Source organism: Micromonospora sp. HB375 (genome assembly GCF_017872985.1).
Classification (GTDB): Bacteria; Actinomycetota; Actinomycetes; order Mycobacteriales; family Micromonosporaceae; genus Micromonospora; species Micromonospora chalcea.
The window spans coordinates 5545707-5563042 of the sequence record NZ_JAGGJO010000001.1; the positions used below are offsets into that span (position 1 = coordinate 5545707).

Sequence of the window (17336 nt, forward strand, 5' to 3'; positions counted from 1 at the left end):
CTACCAGTGGGTCAGGCGGGTGGCCAGGACTGTCAGGGCGGCCACGCCTGCTGTGGACGTACGCAGCACCGACGGGCCCAGGCGGACCGTGCGGGCGCCCGCCTCGGCGAACGTGGCCAGCTCGTGGTCGGCGATGCCGCCCTCCGGGCCGACCACCAGGACGATCTCCCCGGCCGTCGGCAGGTCGACTGTGGTCAGCCGGTCCTGCGCGCCCTCGTGCAGCACGAACGCGGCGGCCGCGCCGGCGATCCGGCGGGCCACCGTGGCGGTGGACTCGTCCGGGGCGCCGGCCACCACCGGCAGCCACGGGCGGCGGGCCTGCTTGGCCGCCTCCCGGGCGGTGGCCACCCACTTCTGCCGGGCCCGTACGCCCCGGTCGCCGCGCCACTGCGCCACCGAGCGGGACGCCGCCCACGGCACGATCTCGTCCACCCCGACCTCGGTCATCGCCTGCACGGCGAGTTCACCCCGGTCGCCCTTGGCGATGCCCTGCACCACGACGAGCCGCGGGACGGGCGCGTCCGCGTACCCCCGGCTGGTGACGCGCAGGTCGAGCGTGCCCCGGCCGACGGCGGTGACCACCGCGGCGGCGGTGCCGCCCCGGCCGTCGGCGAGCAGCAGCTCCTCGCCGGCCCGCAGCCGCTGCACGGTGGCCGCGTGGTGGCCCTCCGGGCCGTCCAGCGTCAGCGTGTCACCGGTGGGCAGCGCCTCGACCAGGAACAGCGGGGCGGACACCTCAGGCGTGCCCGTTGAAGGCGTCGCGCATCCGGGAGAAGAAGCCGCCCTGCTTGGTCAGCTCGGCGACCTCCTCGCCGCGGGTCTTGGCGAAGTCGCGCAGCATCCGCTCCTGGTCGGCGTCGAGCTTGGTCGGGGTACGCACGTCCAGGTGCACGTAGAGGTCACCCCGGCCGGTGCCGCGCAGGTGCGGTACGCCCCGGGCACGCAGCCGCAGAGTGCTGCCGGGCTGGGTGCCGGGCTTGACGTCGACGGTCTCCTCGCTGTCGAGCGTCTTGATGGTCAGCCGGGTGCCGAGCGCGGCGGCGGTCATCGGCACCGTCACCCGGCAGTGCAGGTCGTCGCCCTTGCGGGAGTAGACGTCGTGCGGCCGCTCGTGGATCTCCACGTAGAGGTCGCCGGCGGTGCCGCCGCCCGGGCCGACCTCGCCCTGCTGGGCCAGGCGGATCCGCATGCCGTCCTCGACGCCGGCCGGGATCTTGACGGTCAGCGAGCGGCGGGTACGCACCCGGCCCTCACCGGCGCAGGTCGGGCAGGCATGCGGGATGGTGGTGCCGTAGCCCTGGCAGACGGTGCACGGCCGGGCGGAGACCACCTGGCCGAGGAACGTGCGCTGCACCGACTGCACCTCGCCCCGGCCGGCGCACGCCTCGCAGGTGGCCAGGTGGGTGCCGGCGGCGGTGCCGGCGCCGGAGCAGGTGGTGCAGAGCACCGCGGTGTCGACGGTGATCGGCGCCTCGACGCCGAACGCGGTCTCGTTGAGGTCCAGTTCCAGGCGCAGGATCGCGTCCGCGCCGGGCCGGGTGCGCGGCCGGGGTCCCCGGCTGCCGCCCGCCGCGCCGCCGAAGAACGCGTCCATGATGTCCTGGAAACCGACGAACGGACCGGCGCCGCCGGGCCCGCCCGGGCCGCCCATGCCACCGCCGCCGGGGGCGAGCGGGTCGCCGCCGAGGTCGACGATCTGCCGTTTCCGGTCGTCCGAGAGGACCTCGTACGCGGCGTTGATGTCCTTGAACTTCTCCTGGGCCTCCGGGTCCGGATTGACGTCCGGGTGGTACTGCCGCGCCAGCTTGCGGTAGGCGCGCTTGATCTCGTCGTCGGAGGCTTCCCGGCTCACGCCGAGAATGCCGTAGTAGTCCCTGGCCACTGCGTTAGGTGTCCTCATGTTCGTCTCGCGTCGCTCCGGTCGTCGGCCGCAACCGGCCGTCGGCCCTGACTGGTCAGTTCTGGGCCAGCAGTTCGCCCACGTAGCGTGCCACGGCCCTCACCATGGCGATATTGCCGGGGTAGTCCATCCGGGTCGGCCCGAGCACGCCGAGCCCACCGACGATGGTGCTGCCCGGTCCGTAGCCGGTGCTGACCACCGAGGCGGCCCGCAGGTTGTCGAACTCGTTCTCGTCGCCGATCAGCACGCGGGTGGTGCTCGGCTCGGTCTCGCCGATCAGTTTGAGCAGCACTACCTCTTCTTCGAGCGCCTCCAGGATCGGCCGCAGCGAGCCCTGGAAGTCGAGCAGGCCGCCCCGGGTGAGGTTGGCCTGGCCGGCCAGCGCGAGGCGCTCCTCGTGCCGTTCCACGAGCGTCTCCAGCAGCACCGTGGACAGCGTGGTCATGGCCGGGCGCAGGTGCGGCGCGGACTCGTCCACCAGGGCCTGCACCAGCGGCGGCGTCTCGGAGAGCTGGCTGCCGACGAGCTTCTCGTTCACCAGCCGGCGCAGGTCGGTCACGTCGTCGGCGGGAACCGGGGCGGGCAGCTCGACGAGCCGCTGCTCGACCCGGCCGGTGTCGGCGATCATGACGACCATCAGCCGGGTGGTGGAGATCGGCACGAGTTCCAGGTGACGCACCTTGGACCGGGCCAGGCTCGGGTACTGCACCACGGCGACCTGCCGGGTGAGCTGGGCGAGCAGCCGGACCGTGCGGTGCACCACGTCGTCCAGGTCGACCGCGCCGACCAGGAAGCGCTCGATGGCGCGGCGCTCGGCGGGGCTGAGCGGCTTGACCCGGGAGAGCCGGTCCACGAAGAGGCGGTAGCCGCGGTCGGTGGGCACCCGGCCGGCGCTGGTGTGCGGCTGCCGGATGTAGCCCTCCTCCTCCAGCACCGCCATGTCGTTGCGCACCGTCGCCGGGGAGACGCCGAGCTGGTGCCGCTCGACCAGGGCCTTGCTGCCCACCGGCTCCTGCGTGGCGACGTAGTCCTCGACGATCGCGCGCAGCACGGCGAGTTTGCGGTCGTCGAGACCCATGTCCCCACCTCCTGACACACCTCGGCCGGGCCGGCACGCGGCATCCGCCGGGCGGCTGGCACTCGACTGTAGCGAGTGCCAGTCTACGTCGGCACCCCCACCGACGCGATGATCGCCTGACGGACCTGCGGTGCGGCCCACCACACCGCGCGGCACGCCAGGGCCGAACAGCCGGTCACGCTCGGTCTGTGTCGCCCTGGTGCGACTTGCCCGCTGGCCCTACCGTGACCTCCATGACTGAACCTCCTCGCCCTCCCGGAGCAGGGGACTCCGGCCCCCAGCCCGACCCGTCGGCGCCCTACGGCTCCGGCGAGCCGCCCACCGCTCCACTGTCCGGCGCGCCGGGCGCGGGCGGGTATCCCCCGCCCGGTGACTATCCGCCCCCGGGCGGCTACCCGCCCCCCGGTGCCCAGCCTCCGCCGGGCGGCTACCCGCCCCCTGGTGGTTACCCCCCGCCGGCCGGCGCGCCGGGCTACGGCGCCGGTGGCGGCTATCCCGGCGGTGGCGGCTACGGCCCGGCCGGGTACGCCAACAACGACGAGAAGACCTGGGCCCTGGTGGCGCACTTCGGTGGCGCCGCGGGCGTCATCATCGGTGGCGGTCTGCTCGGCTGGGTCGCCCCGCTGATCGCGATGATGACCCGCGGCCAGCAGTCGCCGACCGTACGCGCCCACGCGGTCGCGGCGCTGAACTTCCAGATCACCTGGACCATCGCCAGCGTCCTCGCCTGGGTGATCACGGTCATCACCTGCGGGATCCTGTTCTTCGTCCCGATGCTGGTCTGGCTGGTGCCGCTGATCTTCGGGATCATCGGCGGGGTCAAGGCCAACGAGGGTGTGCTCTACCGCTACCCGATGACCTACAACTTCGTGAAGTGACACCGCCGGCCGGCCGAGGGGGCGGCCGGCCGGCGCCGGTCACGGCAGCAGGTCGCGTACCACCGCGTCGGCCAGCAGCCGTCCGCGCAGCGTCAGCACCACAAGCCCCCGCGCGTACGCCCCGGCGTCGAGCAGCCCGGCGTCCCGGGCCCGCTCGGCGCCCGCCCGGCCGGGCTCGTCCAGCACGTCCAGCGGCAGCCCGGAGGCGAGCCGCACCCGCAGCATCACGTCCTCCATGTGCTGCTCGTCCGCGCTGAGCACCTCCCGGGCCAGTGCCGGCGAGGCGCCCTCGGCCAGCCGCGCCGCGTACGCGCTCGGGTGCTTGACGTTCCACCAGCGCACGCCGCCGACGTGGCTGTGCGCCCCCGGGCCCAGGCCCCACCAGTCGGCGCCGGTCCAGTAGAGCAGGTTGTGCCGGCACGCCGCCGCCGCCGAGCGGGCCCAGTTCGACACCTCGTACCAGGAGAAGCCGGCCGCGCCGAGCGCCGCCTCCGCGGCCAGGTAGCGGTCCGCCGCCACGTCGTCGGAGGGGTACGGCAGCTCGCCCCGGCGCATCCGCGCGGCCAGCCGGGTGCCGTCCTCCACGATCAGGGCGTACGCGCTGACGTGGTCCACCCCCGCGTCGACCACCTGGGCCAGCGAGGCGGCGAAGTCGTCGGCCGTCTCGCCCGGCGTGCCGTAGATCAGGTCCAGGTTCACGTGCTCGAACCCGGCGTCGCGCGCCTCCAGCGCGGCGGCGGTGGCCCGGCCCGCGCTGTGCCGCCGGTCCAGCACCGCGAGCACCCCGGGCGCGGCGGACTGCATGCCCAGCGAGATCCGGGTGTAGCCGGCCGCCCGCAGCGTCTTGAGCGACTCCGGGGTCACCGACTCCGGGTTGGCCTCGGTGGTCACCTCCGCGTCGGCGGCCAGCCCCCAGACGCGGTCGATGCCGTCGAGGATCCGGGCCAGGTCGTCGGCGGGCAGCAGCGTCGGCGTGCCGCCGCCGACGAAGACGGTGTCGACCCGCTGCGGCGGCGAGTCGCCCAGCACCCGGGCGGCCAGCGCCAGCTCGGCCAGCACCGAGTCGGCGTACGTCTCCCGGCTCGCCCCGCCGCCCAGCTCGGAGGCGGTGTACGTGTTGAAGTCGCAGTAACCGCACCGGCTGGCGCAGAACGGCACGTGGACGTACACGCCGAAGCCGCGCGCGCCGACGGCGCGACGGGCGGTGGCGGGCAGCGATCCGTCGCGCGGGACGGGTTCGCCTTCTGGAAGGACGCCGGGCATGGCCACTAGTGTGCCCGGCATGACCTCTCCGGACGCTCTCGTGCGAGTCGCCACGGCCCGTGGGGTGACCACCCTCACCCTGGACAGCCCGCACAACCGCAACGCGCTCTCCACGCCCCTGATGACCCAGCTGCTGGCCGGGCTGACCGACGCGGTCGCCGACGACGCGGTACGCGCGATCGTGCTCGACCACACCGGCCCGGTCTTCTGCTCCGGCGCCGACCTGAAGGAGACCGCCGCCGCGTACGCCAGTGGCACGGTGCCCGCCGGGATGCTCGGCGACGTGCTGGTGGCGGTGCGGGAGTGCCCGAAGCCGGTGGTCGCGAAGGTCGCCGGACCGGCCCGGGCCGGTGGGCTGGGCCTGATCGCCGCCGCCGACCTGGCGGTCTGCGCGCAGGAGGCGACGTTCGCGTTCACCGAGGTGCGGATCGGGGTGATCCCGGCGGTGATCTCGGCGACCGTGCTGCCCCGGCTGGACCAGCGGGCCGCCGCCGAGCTGTACCTGACCGGCGACACGTTCGACGGCCGCCGCGCCGCCGAGGTCGGCCTGGTCACCGCCGCGGTGCCGGCCGGCGAGCTGGACGCCGCCGTCGAGCGCTACTGCGCCTCGCTGGTCAGGGGCGCGCCGGGGGCGCTGGCCGGGGCGAAGGAGCTGCTGCGCCGGCCCGCCGCGACTGACCTGCGGGCCGAGATCGCCGAGTTGGCGGCGCTGTCCACCGGGTACTTCCTCTCCGACGAGGGGCGTGAGGGCGTCATGGCGTTCCGGGAGAAGCGGCCCGCCGCCTGGGTGCCCGCCGGAGACTGAGGTGCGCGGCGGGGCCCGGCTGGTCACCTTCGGTGGTGGCGGGCCCCGCCCGGCGGCACGGCGCCGGTCACGTGGTGGCGGGACGGCCACTCGGCCGAGACGCGGCGGCGCGGGGCCGACGTACGCTTGTCGGACTGTCGGGACAGGGGGTGCGGGTGCGGACGCGAGCGGCGATCGTGGCATCTGGTGTTGCGGTGTGCGTACTGGCGCTGCTCGCGGTCTATGTCGTGACCAAGCAGTTCGGCGAGCACCTGCGGCTCCCCCTGGCCAGCCGGACCTGCACGGTGCAGGCCGACGGCGAGGTGGTGCTCGGCGCCGACCAGATGGCGAACGCGGCGACCATCGCGGCCATCGGCATGCAGCGCCGGATGCCCGAGCGGGCGGTGGTGGTGGCGCTGGCGACCGCGTACCAGGAGTCGCACCTGCGCAACATCGCGCACGGCGACCGCGACTCGCTCGGCCTGTTCCAGCAGCGCCCGAGCCAGGGCTGGGGCACCCCGGAACAGGTCCAGGACCCGCGGTACGCGGCGAACAAGTTCTACGCCGCGCTGAAGAAGGTCAAGGGCTGGGAGCGGATGCGGGTCACCGACGCCGCCCAGCGGGTGCAGCGGTCGGCCTTCCCCGAGGCGTACGAGAAGTGGGCCGACGAGTCGGAGGTCCTGACCCGCGCGTTGCTCGGCCACGCGACCGGCGCGGTGGCCTGCACGGTGAGTTCGCCGCCGACGATGCGCGGGCCGGCCGCCGCCAGCGCCGTGCTGGAGAGCCTGTCGCTGGACTGGGGGCTGCCCCGGCTGGCCACGGCGACGGACCTGACCGCGCTCACCGTGCCGGCGGGCGACGACCGCAACGGCTGGCGGTACGCGCACTGGCTGGTCTCGCACGCCGACGACCACGGCGTGAAGAAGGTCCGCTTCGGCAACCTGGAGTGGACCGCCGAGCAGGGCTCCTGGGCCCGGGTGAAGGGCGACCCGGCCACCGAGGTACGCGCCGAGGTGTTCGCCGCGGCCTGACCGGCCCGCCGCCCTCAGCCCTTCACGGCTCCCGCGACCAGGCCGGAGACCATCCGGCGCTGCACCAGCAGGAAGAAGACGATCACCGGCAGGGTGAACAGCGTGGACGCGGCCATCACCGAGCCCCAGGCGGTGTCGTCGCGGCCGAAGAAGAACGTCATCGCCACCGGCAGCGTGTACTTCTGCTGGTCGTTGATGAAGGTCAGCGCGAAGATCAGCTCGTTCCAGGCGGTGATGAACGAGAAGATGCTGGTGGCGACCAGGCCGGGCGCGACCAACGGGAACAGCACCTTGCGGAACGTCTGGGCCCGGCTGGCGCCGTCGATGGCGGCGGCCTCCTCCAGTTCCTTCGGCACCGCGGCGACGAAGCCGCGCAGCATCCAGACCGCGAACGGCAGCGAGAAGCCGAGGTAGGTGAGGATCAGGCTGGGCAGCGTGTTGTAGAGACCGAGCCGCTGGATCATCAGGAACAGCGGGATGACCAGCGCCTCCAGCGGGATCATCTGCACCACCAGCAGCATGATCAGGAACGTGGTGCGCAGCTTGAACCGGAACCGGGCCACGGCTGTCGCGGCGAGCAGGGCGACCAGCCCGCTCAGCAGCACCGTGGCCCCCGCGACGAGCACGCTGTTGAGGAAGAAGTCGGTGAACGTCACGCCCGGGATCAGGTTGCCGGTGAGGATCTCCCGGTAGTGCTCCAGCGTCGGCTCGGCCGGCACCGGCCGGGGCGTGGACGAGAAGATCTCCCGGTTGGGCTTCAGCGACGTCGCCACCATCCAGTAGACCGGGAACGCGGCGAAGAGCGCGACCAGCAGGCCCGCGCCGTTGAGGGCGATCTTCTTCATCATTCGTCCTCCTGCCGCAGCACCATGCGGACGTACAGGGCGGTCACCACGAGCAGGATCACGGTGAGGATCACGGCGATGGCGGAGCCGAGGCCGTACTTCGGCGGCGGTGAGAACGCCTCCGCGTACGAGTAGATCGACAGCATGAACGTCGACCGGTCCTGGGTGCCGCCGGCCAGCACGAACTGCTGGGTGAAGACCTTGAAGTCCCAGATCGTGGAGAGCACCACGAGGATGCCGAAGACCGGCCGCAGGATCGGGAACGTCACCTTCCAGAACACCTTCCACGGGCCGGCGCCGTCGACCCGGGCCGCCTCCTGCAGCTCCGTCGGCACGCTCTTGAGCCCGGCCAGCACGCTCACCGCGATGAACGGGAACGAGTGCCAGACCACCACGAGCGTCAGGATGGCGAAGAACAGCAGCGGGTCGTTGAACCAGCCGTACCCGGTCCAGTCGCTGCGCCCGAACAGCGCCGTGGACAGCCCGTCCGGGAGCTTGTTGAACAGCCACGTGACCAGGCCACTCGTGTCGTCGAAGATCCACTTCCAGACGATCGTGCCGGTCAGCGCCGGGGTGGCCCAGGCGAGCATCACGCAGCTCGCCACGAACGTGGCCATCTTCTTGCCCAGGCGGTTGAGCAGCAGCCCGACCAGCGTGCCGAGGACCATCGTGAGCGCCACGTTGGCGACCGCGAACAGCACCGTGTTGCGCAGCACCGTACGGAAGAACGGGTCGCCGAGGATCTGCGCGTAGTTGGCCAGGCCGATCCACGGCCACTCGCGGTCGCCGCGCAGCTGCCGGACGCTGTCCAGCTTGTGGAAGGACATCCACACAACCTGGCCGAGCGGCCAGAGCAGCAGCACGGCGATGATCGCCAGGCAGGGCAGGAGCAGAAGGTACGGAAGGTGGTCCACCCGGCGACGGCGCCGCCGCGCGGGGGTCTCCCGCGCGGCGGCCTCGCCGGTGGCCTCGGTCAGCGTGGTCACTTGGCGTTGAGGATGCTTTCGATCTCGGTGGCCGCGTCGGCGGTGGCCTTCTCGACCGTCTTCTGGCCCTTGATGACCGAGCTGTTCATCGCCTGGGTCACCGTCTTGGTCCGGCTGACCTCGACCCACTTCGGGGTGAGCGGGGTCAGCTTGGTGTTCTGGATGGCCGTGGCGAACGCCGCCATCACCTTGTCGTTGGCGTAGTCACCGCTGCTGACCAGGTCCTGGTAGACCGGGAAGAACCCGAGGCTGCTGGCGAACTCCTTGTCCTTCTGCTTGCTCAGCAGCACGGTCATGTAGTCCCAGGCCAGCGCCGCCCGCTCGCTGTCCTTCCAGATGGCGATGTCGGAGCCACCGGCGAACGCCGGGGCGGCCTTGCCGTCCGGGCCGGGGATCGGGAACGTGCCCCAGACCTTCTCGATGTCCGGGTTGTCCTTCTTCATCGCGCCGCCCTGCCAGCTACCGGCGAACGCCATCGCGGCCTTGCCGGTGGCGAACTGGGTACGGGCGTCGACCTCGTTCCACCCGGCGGCGGCCGGCGGGGCGACCTTGTGCACTGTCACCAGGTCGGTCCAGAACTTGACCGCCTTCTGCGCCTCGGGGGTGTTGTAGCCGGACTTCCAGGCGTCCCCCTCCTTGGTGGCGATCTCCGCGCCGGCACTCCAGAGGAAGGAGTAGAACGGCAGCTCGGAGTTGCCGGGCAGGGCGATGCCGTAGGTGCCGGGCTTCTTGGCCTGCACGGCCTTCGCGGCGGCGACCATCTCGTCCCAGGTCGTCGGCGGCTTCACGCCGGCCTCGGCGAACCAGTCGGTGCGGTAGTAGACGGCGCGCACGCCGGCGTACCACGGCACGCCGTACTGCTTGCCGTCGAGCTGAGCGTTCTTGACCAGGTCGGGCAGGATGTCCTTGCCCTCGGACCAGGCGTTGAACTTGTCCGAGACGTCGGCCAGGGCCTCCTGAGCGGCCCAGCCCTGGGTCTCGGTGTTGCCCAGCTCGGTGACGTCCGGGCCCTCGCCACCGGCGAGCGCGGCCTGGAACTTCTTCGGCGCCTCGAGCCAGGGGATGTACTGCACCACCACGTCGGTCTCGGGGTGCTTCTTCTTGAACTCCGCCTCGACGCTGTCGAGGAACGCGGTCTGGGCGTCGCCGCCCTCACCCATCATCCACACAGTGAGCTTGCTGTTGTCGGCGGCCTTGTCGTCGTCGCCGGAGCCACCGCACGCGGTCAGCACCAACGCGGCCGACGCCACGATGGCGGTGACCGGAGCCAGCCGCTTCCACCTGTTCACGCCATATCTCCCTCAGGGCCGTTTGGCACTAACCTTCTCCGCCGCACCTTAGTAGGAAAATTTCCTTTACAACAGGGGGTGTTCGTGACGGAGGGCACAGGCGACCGTATCGCAGCCGGGGCCCGGCCGACATCGATGCCGTCCGGGCAGTTCAGAGCCCACGAACGCCGACGGGCGCCCGGCCGGTGAGGCCGGGCGCCCGTCGAGGCGCGTGGTGCGGGGTCAGTAGCGCGAGACGCCGCGGCGACGGCCGACACCGGCCACCAGGGCCACGCCGATCGCGGCGAACAGCACCTGCAGCATCAGCTCGCGCCAGTCGATGCCGGCGGTCTCGGCGAAGCCGGAGGCCCGGGCGACGAGCGTGCCCAGAAGCGCGGCGCCGACGCCGATCAGCATGTGCAGCCACATGGGCATGTTCTGCCGGCCCGGCACGACCAGCCGGCCCAGCGCGCCGACGATCAGACCAACGACCAGCGCCGTGATGATGCCCCAAACGGTGAGCTCCATGGTCGCCCTCCTCCTTAAGATCCGGTCACACGTTTTTGTGTGGTTACTGTCGTGATCGCTAAGTTCCCGACCGCCCGGAAATCCAAACCGACTCCGATGACGAATTGTTCAGACGTACCCTGACCTGCTACTTCTCCCCGAAACCGGGCGCGGCGGGCGGGCCCGGCACACCGACGGTGTTCAATGCGCCGATACGCCGACGGGTGCCCGGCCGATGCGGCCGGGCACCCGTCGAGGCGCGTGATGCGTCGATCAGTAACGCGAGACGCTGCTGCGGCGGCCGACGCCGGCCACCAGGGCCACACCGATGGCGGCGAGCACGACCTGCACGGCCAGCTCGGCCCAGTCGATGCCGGCGGTCTGCGTGGCGATGCCGAGCGCGCGGGCCAGGACGGTGCCCAGCAGCGCCGCGCCGACGCCGATCACCATGTGCAGCCAGATCGGCATGTTCTGCCGGCCCGGCACGACCAGCCGGCCCAGCGCGCCGACGATCAGACCCACGACCAGCGCGGTGATGATGCCCCAGACGGTGAACTCCACGGTCGTCCTCCTAAAGCGATTTCGCACGTTCTGTGCGGTTGCTGTCGTGACCGCTAAGTGCCCGACGCATCGAAAACCGAAACCGGCCGCATCGACCGCCACCCTCCCGGCTGACGCGAACCCGCAGGTGGGAGCGCTGCCACCGGCTGAAAATCTCCTGGGTACGCGAACGGCCGGCGCCCCTGCGAGGGGACGCCGGCCGCTGCGCGGAGCCGGACCGCTACTTCTTGCCGGCGGGCTTGCCGTCGCCGGAGTCGGACGAGAGCGCCGCGATGAACGCCTCCTGGGGGACCTCCACCCGGCCCACCATCTTCATCCGCTTCTTGCCCTCCTTCTGCTTCTCCAGCAGCTTGCGCTTGCGGCTGATGTCACCGCCGTAGCACTTGGCGAGCACGTCCTTGCGGATCGCGCGGATGGTCTCCCGGGCGATCACCCGGCTGCCGATCGCCGCCTGGATCGGCACCTCGAACTGCTGGCGCGGGATCAGCGAACGCAGCTTCGCCGCGATCGTCGTGCCGTACGTGTACGCCTTGTCCTTGTGCACGATCGCGCTGAACGCGTCGACCGGCTCGCCGTGCAGCAGGATGTCCACCTTCACCAGGTCCGACGCCTGCTCGCCGGAGGGCTCGTAGTCCAGTGAGGCGTAACCCTTGGTACGGCTCTTGAGCTGGTCGAAGAAGTCGAAGATGATCTCGGCCAGCGGCAGCGTGTAGCGCAGCTCCACCCGGTCGGCGGAGAGGTAGTCCATGCCGAGCAGGCTGCCCCGGCGGCCCTGGCACAGCTCCATCACCGCGCCGACGTAGTCGTTCGGGGTCAGCACCGTCGCCCGCACCGTCGGCTCGTACACCTCCGCGATCTTGCCGGTCGGGTACTCGCTCGGGTTGGTGACCACGATCTCCTCGCCGTCCTCCTGGATGGCCCGGTAGACCACGTTCGGGGCGGTGGAGATCAGGTCGAGGTTGAACTCCCGCTCCAGCCGCTCCCGGATGATCTCCAGGTGCAGCAGGCCGAGGAAGCCGCAGCGGAAGCCGAAGCCCAGCGCGCCGGAGGTCTCCGGCTCGTAGACCAGCGCGGCGTCGTTGAGCTTGAGCTTGTCCAGCGCCTCGCGCAGGTTCGGGTAGTCCGAGCCGTCGATCGGGTAGAGCCCCGAGTAGACCATCGGCTTCGGGTCCTTGTAACCGCCGAGCGCCTCCTTGGCCGGGTTGTTGTTGATGGTGACCGTGTCACCGACCCGGGACTGGCGCACGTCCTTCACGCCGGTGATCAGGTAGCCCACCTCGCCGACGCCGAGCGCCTCGGCCTTGACCATCTCCGGCGAGATGACACCGATCTCCAGCAGCTCGTGGACCGCGCCGGTGGACATCATCTTGATCCGGTCCCGGGCCGAGATCCGGCCGTCGATCACCCGGACGTACGTGACCACGCCCCGGTAGACGTCGTACACCGAGTCGAAGATCATCGCGCGGGCCGGGGCCTCGGCGTCACCCACCGGCGGCACGAACTGCCGGACGATCTCGTCCAGCAGGTACGGCACGCCCTCGCCGGTCTTGCCGGAGACCTTGATGCAGTCCGCCGGATCGCCGCCGATCAGGTGCGCCAGCTCCTCGGCGTACTTCTCCGGCTGGGCGGCCGGCAGGTCGATCTTGTTGAGCACCGGGATGATGTGCAGGTCGTTCTCGAGCGCCAGGTAGAGGTTGGCGAGCGTCTGCGCCTCGATGCCCTGCGCGGCGTCGACGAGCAGGATCGCGCCCTCGCAGGCAGCCAGCGAACGGGACACCTCGTAGGTGAAGTCCACGTGGCCCGGAGTGTCGATCATGTTGAGCACGGCCGTCTCACCGGCCCGTTCGCCCTCGCGGATCGTCCACGGCATCCGCACGGCCTGGCTCTTGATGGTGATGCCGCGCTCGCGCTCGATGTCCATCCGGTCCAGGTACTGCGCGCGCATCTGCCGTGGGTCGACCACACCGGTGAGCTGCAACATCCGGTCGGCCAGGGTCGACTTCCCGTGGTCGATGTGGGCGATGATGCAGAAGTTCCGGATGCGCGCCGGGTCGGTGGCACCAGGAGCGTTCGCGCCGGGATCGAGCGTCGGTGGCACAGCGGTCCGTTCTGGTCGGCTGACGTGAGCGGGCCGGCGCGCCGCCGGCCCCCTCCATGGTCCCACGTCGCCCCGGGAGCGCCCGGACTCCCCCTTTACTCCACTGCTATTCCACGGGTGGCTCCACGAAGAGGGTGGCCAGCCTCGGCAGCCGACGCCGGGCCTCCTCCTCGTCGTCGAAGTCCCAGAAGTCGTTCAGGTCGGGCACCGGCACCGGGTCGCGCTCGGCCGGCAGGTCGGTCGCGGTGGCCTTCCGGTACGCGTCCCACGGCACCGCCAGCATGTCCTCGCACTCGAACTCCTCGCCGCTGAGCGCCGCCGCCCGCACCTGCGGCAACTCGGCGAGCGAGTCCGGGTCGCCGACCGCCTTGGCGAACACCGCCCGGCCCTGGGTCATCAGCCAGCCCCGGAAATACTCGAAGCCGTCGTCCGAGGCGCCGCCGTTGATCAGGTACGCCGCGCCCCAGAGATCCACCCGGTAGGAGGCGGCGAGCACCCGCCGCTGGTGGTGGGCGTACCCGACGATCTCCTCCGGGTCGCGCTCGGCCAGCAGCGCGACCGCCCGGGCGGCGACCGCGTCGGGCTCTCCCCCGGCCCCGGCGCGGGCGTCGTCGATCAGCTGCCAGAACTCGTCGGTCCTCATGGCAGGCAGTCTGGCAGAGCCCTCCGACGCGCCGGTTCGCCGCGCGCCGCCGGTGCGGCGGGGCGGTTCGGCCCGCGTGCGGCAGCATGGTGCGGTGCGTGCGATCTCACTCCCGCCCGTCGCGTACGGGTCGACGGCCGTGCGGCCGGGCTGGGCCGACCTGCCGGCCGGGCTGCGGAACGCGCTGGCCGCCCGGCTCGGCGGCCCACCGGCGGCGGTACGGGTGGCCGCCGGCGGGTTCACCAGCGGATTCGCCGCCGTGCTGACCGGCCCAGACGGTGAGCGTGTGTTCGTCAAGGCGGCGGCGCTGCACGGGCAACGGCACCTGGTCGACTGGTACGCCCACGAGGCGGCGATCCTGGCCCGGCTCCCGGCCGGCCTGCCGGTGCCCCGGCCGCGCTGGGCGCTCACCGAGTCCGGCTGGTACGCGCTGGCGCTCGACGCGATCGACGGGCACACCCCCGCGCTGCCCTGGGCGCCGGCCGAGCTGGACGCCGCCCTCGCCACGTACGCCGAGGTGGCCGCCGCCCTCGCCGACCCGCCTGCGCAGCTGGCCGCGCTCCCGCTCCCCCGGCTCGCGGACCTGGCCCGCGACGACATCCTCTGGTGGGGCGAGGTGGCCGCCGGGCGCGAGCCACTGCCCGAGCAGGCCGCCGGCGCCCCGCTGGCCGAGCTGGTGGCGCTGGAGTCGCGCCTGCCCGGGTACGCCGACGCGGCCCCCGGGCTGGCCCACGGCGACCTGCGGGTGGACAACCTCCTGATCGACTCCGGCGGGCGCGCCTGGCTGTGCGACTGGCCGTGGCTCTGTCACGGGCCGGCCTGGTTCGACCTGGCCGGGCTGCTGCTCACCGCGTACGCCAGTGGCCTGGACGCGGACGGCGCGTTCGCCGGTCACCCGGCGGTGGCAGGGGCGCCCGCTGATGCGCTGGACGTGACGCTGGCCGCGCTGGCCGGCTACTACCTGACCGGGGCCGCCGCCGAACCGTCGACGGCGTCCCCGCACCTGCGCGCCCACCAGCGCTGGAGCGGCGAGCAGGCGCTCAGCTGGCTGGCCGAGCGGCGAGGCTGGTCCTGACCCCACCCCGCCGGTTCCCCGTGATCCACCCGGTTCGGCGAAGTGGCCGCATCCCACCGAACCGGCCCTCTCCCCCCTTGATCCACACCAGCACGGGGAAGTAGCGGCATCACACCGCCCCTGACCCCGCCACCTCCCCGAACTGGCGCGCCCGTCCACCGGCCCTCGCCCTTGATCCATACCAGCACGGGGAAATGGCCACATCACACCGGCCCTGGCCCCGCCACTTCCCCGAAGTGGCGCGCCGCTCGACCAGCCTGGAAACGCCGATCGGACTGGTGTGATCGCTGGGTGCGACGGCATGCTGGTGACGGTGGCAGGTGGGCCCCAGCCGGAGGCGTTTTGGCTCGTCGGGGACCGACCTGGTAGCCTGGCTTTTCGCGCGGCGATGACGCATGCTCGTCGTGCGCGAAAGCAGACCAACCCGAGCTATCAAGACGAGGCTGTCGCGTGGCGAACATCAAGTCCCAGATCAAGCGCAACCGGCAGAACGAGAAGCGCCGGCTGCGTAACAAGTCGGTCAAGTCGTCGCTGAAGACCGCCATCCGGAAGTTCCACGAGGCTGCCGAGGCGGGCGACGCCGAGAAGGCCACCGTGCTGATGCGTGAGGCCACCCGGAAGCTGGACAAGGCTGCCAGCAAGGGTGTCATCCACGCCAACCAGGCGGCCAACCGGAAGTCGGCGATCGCCAAGCGCGTCGCCTCGTTCTCTGCCTGACCGGCACCGCAGATCCCGACCGGAAGCCCCGGGGCCATCGAGCCCACGGGGCTTCCGGCTGTCCCACTCCGATCACGCCGCAGATCTTGGTACGAAACGGCCCCTTGAGGGGCGGTTCCGTACCAAGATCTCCGCGCGAAGGCGCGGGGCGCGGCGCGGGGAAGAGGCGCTGCTAGCGCTCGGTCGGGCGGTCGAACGTCGCGCGTTGCGGGTGGTGGTAGCGGACGCCCCGGGAGTCGGCTGGCGTGCCGCCCGGCAACGACCGGACGCTCCGGACCGCGCCGCTCGGCAGCGCGCGGGCGCTCGCGGGCACCCGGGCCCGGCCGACCACCGGCTCCATCTGCCGCCGGAAGCGGTCCCGCTCCTGCTCGGGCACCAGCGCCGCGGTGCGGACGACCATCTCGGCGACCACGTCGTTGAGCTTGACCATCGCGGCCACCGCGACCGGCAGCACCAGCACCGCCCACCAGCTCACCAGTTCGGCGAGCGCGAGCAGCACGGCGAGCGCCATCGCGCCCTCGAAGAACAGGAAGCAGAGCACCCCGCCCGGGTTGACGAAGCGCAGGCCCAGCACCCGGGCGTAGAGCGGGCGGTACCGCTCCTCGTCCGTGGCCACAGTCGACCACGATCGGGTCACCGGGCGCCGCCCTGCCGGGCCGCGGCCACCGAGAACACGGCTCGCTCCAGCGCGTACGCCCGGTCGTCGGCGCCGCCCTTGACCGCCGCGTTGCACTCGGCGGCCACCCGCATCGCCTCGACCAGGCCCTCCGGCGTCCAGCCCCGGGCCCGCACCTGAGCCTTCTCGATCTTCCAGGCCGGCATGCCCAGCGTCTTGGCCAGCTGGAACGGGCTTCCCCGCCCGGCGGCGGCGACCCGGGCCACGGTTCGTACGCCGTCGGCCAGCGCGTCGGCGATCGGCACCGGATCGACGCCGACGTGCAGCGCCCAGCGCAGCGCCTCCAGCGCGCCGGGCACGTCGCCGACCATCGTCGCGTCGGCCACCGTGAAGCCGGTCACCTCGGCCCGCCCCCGGTAGTAGCGGGCCACCGTGTCCGCGCTGATCCGCCCGTCCGTGTCGGCGAGCAGCTGCGAGCAGGCGGCGGCCAGCTCACGCATGTCGTTGCCGACCGCCGCGACCAGGGCGTCGGCCGCGTCCGGCGTGCACTTGCCCCCGTTACGGCGGATCTCGTCCCGCACGAAGGCGGCCCGTTCCCGGTCGCCCTTGAGCTTCATCGCCGGCACCACCGTGGCACCGGCCGCCCGAAGCCCGTCGGCGAACGCCTTGCCCTTGGCCCCGCCCAGGTGCAGCACGACGAGCTGCACGTCCGGGTCGGGGTTCTTCGCGTACGCCAGTAGCGCGGTGGACAGGTCCTTGCGGGCGTCCTGACCGGAGCGGAGCACCAGCACCCGGCGGCCGCCGAACAGCGACGGGCTGAGCATCTCGGCGATCTCGCCGACGGTGAGCGTGCCGGCCTGGTATTCCCGCACGTCCACGTCGGGGTCCACCTCGCGGGCCCGGGCGACGGCTTCGGTCACCGCTCGCGTGGCGAGCAGCTCCTCGTCGCCGAGGACGAGCACAATAGGAGGCAGGTCGGCGGGGGTCACGTCGCCCATACTCGCACGCCCTCCGACCCGATCGGACCTGGTCATCGAGGACTGTGACGGCACAGCCCGCACTCAGCGCAAATCCAGACATTTGCCT

General features: G+C 72.1%; 18 protein-coding genes. 5 read left to right on the forward strand and 13 right to left on the reverse strand.

Translation table 11 applies throughout. From position 1 onward, the window contains the following. From J3R08_RS24410 to hrcA, 3 genes are all read right to left on the reverse strand, one after another. Positions 1-735 carry a 16S rRNA (uracil(1498)-N(3))-methyltransferase gene (locus tag J3R08_RS24410; RefSeq protein WP_064448691.1) on the reverse strand — a complete coding sequence of 245 codons (735 nt, stop codon included), beginning with the start codon at positions 733-735 and terminating at the stop codon, positions 1-3. Position 736: 1 nt separating this feature from the next. Next, on the reverse strand, positions 737-1882 hold the full coding sequence (gene dnaJ, locus J3R08_RS24415) for a molecular chaperone DnaJ (RefSeq protein WP_176722776.1): 1146 nt from the start codon (positions 1880-1882) through the stop codon (positions 737-739). Positions 1883-1955: 73 nt separating this feature from the next. Then, positions 1956-2978: a heat-inducible transcriptional repressor HrcA gene (gene hrcA / locus J3R08_RS24420; RefSeq protein WP_030503120.1), complete on the reverse strand. Its 1023-nt coding sequence runs from the start codon at positions 2976-2978 to the stop codon at positions 1956-1958. Positions 2979-3211: 233 nt separating this feature from the next. On the opposite strand from hrcA, the gene J3R08_RS24425 reads away from it, so the two are divergent. Next, positions 3212-3856: a DUF4870 domain-containing protein gene (locus tag J3R08_RS24425; protein WP_082931180.1), complete on the forward strand. Its 645-nt coding sequence runs from the start codon at positions 3212-3214 to the stop codon at positions 3854-3856. Positions 3857-3895: 39 nt separating this feature from the next. Here J3R08_RS24425 and hemW read toward each other — a convergent pair whose 3' ends face one another. Next, the gene (gene hemW / locus J3R08_RS24430; protein ID WP_176722777.1) at positions 3896-5119 is read right to left on the reverse strand and encodes a radical SAM family heme chaperone HemW; all 1224 of its coding nucleotides are present in this window, start codon (positions 5117-5119) and stop codon (positions 3896-3898) included. A gap of 19 nt (positions 5120-5138) precedes the next feature. On the opposite strand from hemW, the gene J3R08_RS24435 reads away from it, so the two are divergent. Further along, entirely contained in the window at positions 5139-5924 is a 786-nt protein-coding gene (locus J3R08_RS24435; RefSeq protein WP_209962904.1) for an enoyl-CoA hydratase-related protein, read from the forward strand. A gap of 149 nt (positions 5925-6073) precedes the next feature. Beyond that, positions 6074-6934 carry a hypothetical protein gene (locus J3R08_RS24440; RefSeq protein WP_030503116.1) on the forward strand — a complete coding sequence of 287 codons (861 nt, stop codon included), beginning with the start codon at positions 6074-6076 and terminating at the stop codon, positions 6932-6934. Between the two features lie 14 nt (positions 6935-6948). On the opposite strand, the gene J3R08_RS24445 is transcribed toward J3R08_RS24440, so the two are convergent. The 7 genes from J3R08_RS24445 to J3R08_RS24475 form a co-directional block, all read right to left on the reverse strand. Continuing rightward, the gene (locus J3R08_RS24445) at positions 6949-7782 is read right to left on the reverse strand and encodes a carbohydrate ABC transporter permease (RefSeq protein WP_064448692.1); all 834 of its coding nucleotides are present in this window, start codon (positions 7780-7782) and stop codon (positions 6949-6951) included. After that, positions 7779-8765 carry a carbohydrate ABC transporter permease gene (locus tag J3R08_RS24450; RefSeq protein WP_064448693.1) on the reverse strand — a complete coding sequence of 329 codons (987 nt, stop codon included), beginning with the start codon at positions 8763-8765 and terminating at the stop codon, positions 7779-7781. Before J3R08_RS24450 ends, J3R08_RS24445 begins: the two co-directional genes overlap by 4 nt. Beyond that, positions 8762-10054, reverse strand: a complete 1293-nt coding sequence (locus tag J3R08_RS24455) for a sugar ABC transporter substrate-binding protein (protein ID WP_187694229.1) — start codon at positions 10052-10054, stop codon at positions 8762-8764. Before J3R08_RS24455 ends, J3R08_RS24450 begins: the two co-directional genes overlap by 4 nt. 222 nt (positions 10055-10276) lie before the next feature. Continuing rightward, positions 10277-10561 (reverse strand): GlsB/YeaQ/YmgE family stress response membrane protein, encoded by a 285-nt coding sequence (locus J3R08_RS24460; protein WP_043328998.1) that lies wholly within the window; start codon positions 10559-10561, stop codon positions 10277-10279. 252 nt (positions 10562-10813) lie between these two features. After that, positions 10814-11101, reverse strand: a complete 288-nt coding sequence (locus tag J3R08_RS24465) for a GlsB/YeaQ/YmgE family stress response membrane protein (protein WP_043328996.1) — start codon at positions 11099-11101, stop codon at positions 10814-10816. A gap of 220 nt (positions 11102-11321) precedes the next feature. Further along, positions 11322-13199 carry a translation elongation factor 4 gene (gene lepA, locus J3R08_RS24470; RefSeq protein ID WP_187694230.1) on the reverse strand — a complete coding sequence of 626 codons (1878 nt, stop codon included), beginning with the start codon at positions 13197-13199 and terminating at the stop codon, positions 11322-11324. Between the two features lie 106 nt (positions 13200-13305). Then, positions 13306-13842, reverse strand: coding sequence for a DUF4240 domain-containing protein (locus J3R08_RS24475; RefSeq protein ID WP_043328995.1), 537 nt, complete (start codon positions 13840-13842; stop codon positions 13306-13308). Here J3R08_RS24475 and J3R08_RS24480 point away from each other — a divergent pair. After that, positions 13841-14917 carry a phosphotransferase family protein gene (locus J3R08_RS24480; RefSeq protein WP_245254802.1) on the forward strand — a complete coding sequence of 359 codons (1077 nt, stop codon included), beginning with the start codon at positions 13841-13843 and terminating at the stop codon, positions 14915-14917. The two genes, J3R08_RS24475 and J3R08_RS24480, sit on opposite strands and share 2 nt — an antisense overlap. 450 nt (positions 14918-15367) lie before the next feature. Then, positions 15368-15634: a 30S ribosomal protein S20 gene (gene rpsT, locus J3R08_RS24485; protein ID WP_030503107.1), complete on the forward strand. Its 267-nt coding sequence runs from the start codon at positions 15368-15370 to the stop codon at positions 15632-15634. Between the two features lie 172 nt (positions 15635-15806). On the opposite strand, the gene J3R08_RS24490 is transcribed toward rpsT, so the two are convergent. Together J3R08_RS24490 and holA are read right to left on the reverse strand one after the other, a co-directional pair. Next, complete coding sequence (locus tag J3R08_RS24490) at positions 15807-16271, reverse strand: hypothetical protein (RefSeq protein WP_043328992.1); 465 nt, start codon at positions 16269-16271, stop codon at positions 15807-15809. Beyond that, positions 16268-17248, reverse strand: coding sequence for a DNA polymerase III subunit delta (gene holA / locus J3R08_RS24495; RefSeq protein WP_043328991.1), 981 nt, complete (start codon positions 17246-17248; stop codon positions 16268-16270). The genes J3R08_RS24490 and holA overlap by 4 nt, the downstream gene beginning before the upstream one ends. Between the last annotated feature and the right edge of the window lie 88 nt (positions 17249-17336).